Origin of the sequence: Streptomyces niphimycinicus (assembly GCF_018883605.1) — a bacterium.
Lineage (GTDB): Bacteria > Actinomycetota > Actinomycetes > Streptomycetales > Streptomycetaceae > Streptomyces > Streptomyces niphimycinicus.
Genome location: NZ_JAHLEM010000623.1, coordinates 1 through 6,723 on the forward strand (window position 1 = coordinate 1; position 6,723 = coordinate 6,723).

6 protein-coding genes and 2 tRNA genes are annotated in these 6,723 nt (G+C 71.9%); 2 read left to right on the forward strand and 6 right to left on the reverse strand.

Annotation, left to right across the window (positions count from 1 at the left end; genetic code table 11):
- Positions 1–162: 162 nt before the first annotated feature.
- Together KN815_RS38210 and KN815_RS38215 are read right to left on the reverse strand one after the other, a co-directional pair.
- Positions 163–1,314, reverse strand: coding sequence for a response regulator (locus KN815_RS38210; protein ID WP_216346411.1), 1,152 nt, complete (start codon positions 1,312–1,314; stop codon positions 163–165).
- A 187-nt stretch (positions 1,315–1,501) separates the two neighbouring features.
- Positions 1,502–1,574: transfer RNA gene (locus KN815_RS38215), tRNA-Ala, on the reverse strand.
- Positions 1,575–1,692: 118 nt separating this feature from the next.
- On the opposite strand from KN815_RS38215, the gene KN815_RS38220 reads away from it, so the two are divergent.
- Positions 1,693–2,241: a helix-turn-helix domain-containing protein gene (locus KN815_RS38220; protein WP_216346412.1), complete on the forward strand. Its 549-nt coding sequence runs from the start codon at positions 1,693–1,695 to the stop codon at positions 2,239–2,241.
- 45 nt (positions 2,242–2,286) lie between these two features.
- On the forward strand, positions 2,287–4,014 hold the full coding sequence (locus KN815_RS38225) for a serine/threonine-protein kinase (RefSeq protein ID WP_216346413.1): 1,728 nt from the start codon (positions 2,287–2,289) through the stop codon (positions 4,012–4,014).
- A gap of 208 nt (positions 4,015–4,222) precedes the next feature.
- On the opposite strand, the gene KN815_RS38230 is transcribed toward KN815_RS38225, so the two are convergent.
- The 4 genes from KN815_RS38230 to KN815_RS38245 all read right to left on the reverse strand — a co-directional run.
- On the reverse strand, positions 4,223–5,578 hold the full coding sequence (locus tag KN815_RS38230; protein ID WP_216346414.1) for a hypothetical protein: 1,356 nt from the start codon (positions 5,576–5,578) through the stop codon (positions 4,223–4,225).
- A 212-nt stretch (positions 5,579–5,790) separates the two neighbouring features.
- Positions 5,791–5,925, reverse strand: coding sequence for a DLW-39 family protein (locus tag KN815_RS38235; RefSeq protein ID WP_003958712.1), 135 nt, complete (start codon positions 5,923–5,925; stop codon positions 5,791–5,793).
- A gap of 192 nt (positions 5,926–6,117) precedes the next feature.
- A tRNA-Ile gene (locus KN815_RS38240) sits at positions 6,118–6,191 on the reverse strand.
- Positions 6,192–6,252: 61 nt separating this feature from the next.
- The coding region (locus KN815_RS38245) for a DUF3566 domain-containing protein (RefSeq protein ID WP_216346415.1) at positions 6,253–6,723 on the reverse strand (471 nt) is incomplete at its 5' end.

Genomic DNA, 6,723 nt, shown 5'->3' on the forward strand with positions numbered 1-6,723 from the left:
CCGAACGACGAACGCCGAACGACGAACGCCGCCGCACACGGCGTTCGGCGCGGCCCTCCGCGAGGGGCGGGAGATCACCCGATCTCCCGCCCCTCGCCCCGTCTCCGGCCCCGGCTCGGCCCGGCCGCCGGCCCGGCCCCGTCCGGCCCGTGGGGCTCCGGCTCAGCCCGCCGGGTCCTCCCCCTGGGAACGGCGCTGCCGGCGCTCCAGGAAGATCTCGGTGAAGACCGAGACCTTGGCCCGCAGCGCCCAGGGGTCGAACGGCTTGGCCATGTAGTCCACCGCACCGGCCGCATAGCCCCGCGAGGCGTTCTCGGGGTCTGCGCCCATCGCGGTGAGGAAGATGATCGGGATGTCGCGGTTACGGGAACGCCGCTTGATGTGGGCCGCCGTCTCATAGCCATCCATCTCGGGCATCTGCACATCCAGCAGGATCACCGCGAAGTCGTCATGGTCGAGCAGCGCCTTGAGGGCCTCCTGCCCGGACGTCGCGGTCACCAGCTCCTGGTCGAGCGTGGCCAGCACGGCCTCCATGGCCAGCAGATTGTTCTGCTGGTCGTCCACCACGAGGATCTTCGGCCGCGGCCCGGTGCCCCGCCTGGGCGCCGCCGGTCCCTGCGGGGCCGCGGGCTCGTCCTCCGGCCGCGGCACCGCGGCCGGAGGCTGGGACTCCACCATGGCCAGTTGCCGCTCCAGGACCAGGCAGCGGTCCTCCGCCAGCCGGCCCCGCAGCCGTACGTCTTCCAGCTCCTCGGTGAGCCGCCCCACCTCCTGGCGGAGCAGATCCCGCTCCTTGATCAGCTCCTTCCGGTCCGGGAGCTCCCGCTCCAGCGCGTCCGCCCGGGCGCGCTCGGTGGCCCATGCCGCCTCGGCCTGGTTGAGCCGCACCTCGAGATCGGCGATGCGGTGCTTGCGGTCCAGCAGCGCCTCGCCCAGCACGTCCTGGTGCGCCATGGAAACCCGCGCGTCCCGGTCCGCGTCGGCCAACTGGGTCTGAAGGATCTCCATGGCGTGCCCGGGGGAGCGGCTGGTGCGGACCGCGGCCCGGTGCAGCTCCCGCACCAGCTCGATGGCGGCGGGCGTGGGGGCGACGCCCCGCCGCGCCGCGAGATCGGTGAACAGATCGAAGACGAACTCCCACGGCGGGATGCGGGTGCCGCTCAGAAACCGCGAGATGGTGCTCGGATCCCGGTGTCTGCGCACGGCATATCTGCGCACCGAGATCCCCAGCCCCAGGAACAGCTTCCTCAGCTCCACAGCGAACGCCCGGCACTCCTCGGGCAGGTTCTCGCCCAGCGGATGCAGCTCACCCATCGTGTCCCCCTGTACGGCGGCCCGCGCCGATCAGACGACTCCCGAGCGATCTGCCCGAGTTGTGGAAAACACCCTGGAGCATCCCTCGGGTGTTGCGCCGGGCAATGGCAGGAGTGGCAACACCGATATCAGGGGCGAAACAAACCGGCCAGGACACCGATCACGGTGTCCTGGCCGGCGACGAAGGTGGAGCCTAGGAGAGTCGAACTCCTGACATCCGCCATGCAAAGACGGCGCTCTACCAACTGAGCTAAGGCCCCGTCGCCGATCAGGATACCTGCTACCGGCCACCATTCCCGACCGGGTATCGCTCGTGCGTAGCGCTCTCCGTAGGATGCCACGCAAGATTCGCGGCAGCGAAGCGAAGGGGAGAGCGAGATGGACGCAACACAGCAGGATGCCACCGCGCGCGCACGGGAGCTTCAGCGCAGTTGGTACGGGGAACCGCTGGGGGCGCTCTTTCGCCGTCTCATCGATGATCTCGGTCTGAACCAAGCCCGTCTCGCCGCCGTCCTCGGGCTGTCCGCGCCCATGCTCTCGCAGCTCATGAGCGGCCAGCGCGCCAAGATCGGCAACCCTGCCGTGGTCCAGCGGGTGCAGGCTCTTCAGGAGCTGTCCAGCCAGGCGGCGGACGGCAGGGTCAGCGCCGCCGAGGCCGCCGAGCGCATGGAGGAGATCAAGAAGTCCGCGGGCGGCTCGGTCCTCAACTCCACCCAGTCCACGGCGACGAGCTCGGGCGCCCCGACCGTTCGGCGAGTGGTGCGCGAGATCCAGTCGCTGCTGCGGTCCGTGGCGGCCGCGGGGGACATCATCGATGCCGCCGACTCCCTCGCCCCGACCCACCCCGAGCTGGCAGAGTTTCTCCGTGTGTACGGCGCCGGGCGGACCGCCGATGCGGTCGCCCACTACGAGGCGCACCAGAGCTGACGGGCTGAACTGCTGACGAGTCGATGACGGGGCGGGCACGGCGCGATGGGTGAGATCTTCGCGGGCCGGTACGAACTGGTGGACCCGATCGGGCGTGGGGGCGTGGGCGCCGTATGGCGCGTCTGGGACCACCGCCGCAGACGGTACGTGGCAGCGAAGGTGCTCCAGCAACGCGATGCCCATACGCTGCTGCGCTTCGTCCGGGAACAGGCCCTGCGGATCGATCACCCCCATGTGCTGGCACCGGCGAGCTGGGCGGCCGACGACGACAAGGTGCTGTTCACCATGGATCTGGTGGGCGGCGGCTCGTTCGCCCATCTCATCGGGGACTACGGCCCGCTGCCGCCCCGCTATGTGTGCACCCTGCTCGACCAACTGCTCGCCGGCCTGGCCGCGGTGCACGCCGAGGGCGTGGTGCACCGGGACATCAAACCCGCGAACATCCTGCTGGAATCCACCGGGACCGGGCGGCCGCATGTCCGGCTGTCCGACTTCGGCATCGCGCTGACCAAGGGCGAGCCGCGCCTCACCGAGGCCAACTACGTGATGGGCACGCCCGGATACTTCGCGCCCGAGCAGATGATGGGCGACGACCCGGACTTCCCGGCGGACCTCTTCGCCGTGGGGCTGGTGACGCTCTATCTGCTCAACGGGCACAAGCCGGACGCGGAGGCGCTCGTCAAGCTCTTCGAGCAGGGAGTGCCGAACGCGCCCACGGGGGTGCCGGAACCGCTGTGGCAGGTGATCGCGGGTCTGCTTCAGCCGGACCCCGAGGACCGCTTCCGCACCGCCACGGGAGCGCGGAAGGCACTGGCGACGGCCGTCGACCTGCTGCCCGAGGCCGACCTGGACGACGACGCCATCGAGGTCTTCGACCATCTCGGGCCGCTGCCCGCCGGGTTCGACCACAACGGACCGACCCGGCCGCGCCGCCGCCACGCGAAGACGGACCCGCCCCGAGAGACCGGCGCGAACGGCGCGGCGCCCTCCCGGCCCCAGCCCACCGCCGACGCCACCCCTGCCGCCGACTCGGGCCCCGCGGGCCCCGCCGCCGAGGCGTACCCTCCGCAGCCTGCCGCCCCACAGCCGTCCATGTCCGACACCGGCAGCTTCACGCTCCCGCCGCCGCTCCCCCGGACCGGCCGACCAGGGACGCCGCACACCGAGCCCCCGCCCGGCCAGGCCCCGCACACCGGGGCTCCCGGGACTCCGTCCTCCGGCGTCCCGCACGCCGAACCCCCGCACGCCCAGACGCCCCTGAGCCAGACCCCACCGCCCCAGCCCGCGGGCCCTCCGACACCGACGCCCCCGCCGCCGACCGCCCGGCCCGCGACTCCGCCCCCGCCGGTCCAGCAGCCGTCGACGCCTCAGTCGATGCCCCACCCACTGACCCCGCCGACCCCCTCGACGGCGGCCCCGCTGCCACCGGCACAGCCGCCCGTGCACCATCCGCACCACGCACAGCAGCCACCACACCCCGTACAGCCGGTGCACCACGCGCACCCGCATACGCCCACCCCCGCTTCCGCTCCGACCGCGGCTCCCTCGCCGACACCGACGCCAACGCCGACACCCACGCCGACTCCGACCCCGACACCAACGCCGCCCCCGCGTGATTTCCCTTCTACTCGTCCATACACCGCCGAGCGGCCGCGGGTTCCATCGACGACGCGGCGGCGCCCCGGACCGTCCCGGAAAGCGGTGCTCTCGATCCTGATCGTCGCGGCGGTGTGCTTCGCCGTCGGCGCATGGGCGCTGGTGGCCGCGGGCTGAGCACGCTCGGGCCCGCGAGCTGGGCACCCACGGCCCGCGAGCTGAGCACCCACGGGCCGCAAGCTGAGCAGGGACAGAGCCGCGAGCTGAGCACGAGCGGGCCGCGAGTTGCGCCACGACGGCGCCCCCGCCGACGTCACACACCCTCCCGGCGCCCCCTGAAGCCCCCTGACGCCTCCTGACGCCCCCAGCAAAAGCAACACCCCAACTACCACCCAGGCGGCGCCCCGTACCGCTGCGCGGCCGCCCGGCGCCGGGCGGTGAGCGTCCACACGCCGAGCCCCAGCACCAGGGCCGTCCCCGTACCGATCCCCGCGTACCCCACCACCCGCAGCGCGGTCGTCTTCGAGTCGCCCGCGCCGGAGCCGGGGCTCGCCATCCGGTCGTCGTCCGCGGTGTCCGGATGGCGCTTGGCGACCTTCCGGTCGGCCGCCGTGAGGCCGAACCCCGCCTCGACCGGGTCCTTGTCGTAGCTGGGGCCGCCGCGCGCGTCGCCCATGACCCGTACCCGCAGCACGACCGGCACCGGGCCGTTCAGATGCGGCGCCACCTGTGGCGGGTTGAGGGTGACCGCCAGGAAGTACCCGCCGCTGAAGCTCATCGCGCGGACCGTGGAGCCGGTGTTGGCATACCGGTTTCCGTAGGCCACCGGCGCGGTGGACACCTGGGTGCGGGGCGATTCGCCGTCCTGCGCGGCGGGGATGCCCCGCTTGGCGAGCCCGCGCGCCGGGTTGTACGCGTGCATCGCCAGGGCGCGGCCGAGCGGACGGGTGCTCTGGTCCTTGCCGTCGGCGGACAGTTCGGCGGCGGCGGTGAGGCGCTGCCCCCAGTCGACGGGCACCCGGTAGAAGCGCGTCTCCCCCGGCGTGATCTCGTCCTTCCACACCCCGCTCCCCAGGGTGGGCGCGTCGGTGAAGCCGCGTCCGCCGCGCTTCGGCCGGGGAGTGCCGTCCGGCGGCTTGGGTGACGGGGTGCTCCAACTCCCCTCCGGAGCCGCTCCCGTGGCCCCGCCCTTCACCGGTGGCTCCACCATCGCCCGGAGCTCCACAGGCCAGCGCTCCGGGTCCGGTGACCCGTCCTGGCGCTCCACCGTCACCACATAGCGCCCGGCCTGATGGCAGGAGGCCGGGCCGGAGTCGATCTGGCGGGAGGCGTAGTCGGCGAGGGGATAGGCGACGCCGGTCGTCTCGATCTTCGGGGCGGCGGTGCCGCAGATGCCCCCGTCAGGGCTCTCCAGCGTCACCTTCACGCCGTCGCGGTACGAGGTCACGTCCGCCCCCGGTCTGGGCGCCGCGACGGCCGAGACATAGGCGGCCGACTTCGTGTCGAGCGTCACGCCGTAGTACCGCCTCTCGCCCGGCCCGAGGCTGTCGACATAGGTGCGGCCGGCCGCCAGGGTTGGGGCGCCCGAGTGAGTGCCGGCGCCGGATATCCGGGTGCCGCGGGTGTCGTACGCCCGGGCCCCTGCGGCGCCGTCGGCGAGGGACGTCCCCGGCGCCGCGGCCACCGCGCACAGTGCCGCCACCGCGGCGAGACCGGCCCTGACCTTGCGGCGGTCCTTCATCGCGCGTCACTCCTCGTCGTACCGGCCGGTCGGCCCGTTCAACTTTGCCTGTGCAAGCTATTCGTTTGCGAGAGTGAAACATGAAGGCCCCCCGTCATCCCATCCCCCGGCGCCCCCGCACCTTCCCCCGCACGGCGCCAGTAAAGCCGACGGGGCCCCGACCGCTCCAGCGGTCGGGGCCCCGTACTGGGACTGTCTTAGGAGCTGGGAGCTCACACACCCGAACCTGCGGGCACGGAGTCGGTCGCCTCCGTCCACAGATCCTGCTCGGCGCGATCCGCCTGGATCTGGCGGTACACGAGGAGCCCGCCGATGGCGGCCAGTGCGACCAGGAGCAGCTTCTTCACCGCGCTACCTCGTCTCTTTCTTGACGTAGGGGACCTCTGGCGCCCGATGATACACACCGACCGATACCGATCGGTGACCTATGACCGGCATTGGCCGGTGTGAAACCGGGCAGGAACCGGGGATCAACTCCCGGCCCCCCATACGACATCAGCCTGGATGAAGAAGATCTCCATCCAGGCTGATTGCGACGGTGGGGCTAACAGGACTTGAACCTGTGGCCTCTTCCTTATCAGGGAAGCGCTCTAACCGTCTGAGCTATAGCCCCGCGCTGCACCGAAAGATTAGCGCACGACCTGCCCCGTCCCAAAATCGGTAACGGCGGGCCGCTACTCGTCCTCGGCCAAGGTCAGCTCGACGCCACCCACGAAGCCCGCCGACAAGTTGTAGATGAAGGCCCCGAGCGTGGCCAACGCGGTGGCCAACACCACGTTGATCACGGCGATGAGCCCGGTGAACCCGAGGACACGCGGAAGCGACAGGAAGGACTCCAGGTCGAACCCGCTGCCCTCCTGCGACTCCGTCGCATCGCTGATGGTGCCGCCGACCGCGCCGAAGACGCCCATGGCGTCCATGACCATCCACAGCACCGCCACCGCGATCACGGTGCAGATCCCCAGCGCGATCGCGAGCAGGAAGCTGACCTTCATGACCGACCACGGATCGACCCTGGCGACCCGCAGCCGCGCCTTACGGGTCCGCGGCGCCGGACGGGCCCCCGCGGCCGTACGGGGGCGGCGGACGGCCGTGGCGGCCTGCTGATGCCCCGACTGGGCGGCCTGGCCGCTCTGCCCGGGCAC

Coding starts and splice junctions, on each gene's coding strand:
- KN815_RS38210 (WP_216346411.1), bottom strand. CDS start 1,314: ATGGGTGAGCTGCATCCGCTGGGCGAGAACCTGCCCGAGGAGTGCCGG.
- KN815_RS38220 (WP_216346412.1), top strand. CDS start 1,693: ATGGACGCAACACAGCAGGATGCCACCGCGCGCGCACGGGAGCTTCAG.
- KN815_RS38225 (WP_216346413.1), top strand. CDS start 2,287: ATGGGTGAGATCTTCGCGGGCCGGTACGAACTGGTGGACCCGATCGGG.
- KN815_RS38230 (WP_216346414.1), bottom strand. CDS start 5,578: ATGAAGGACCGCCGCAAGGTCAGGGCCGGTCTCGCCGCGGTGGCGGCA.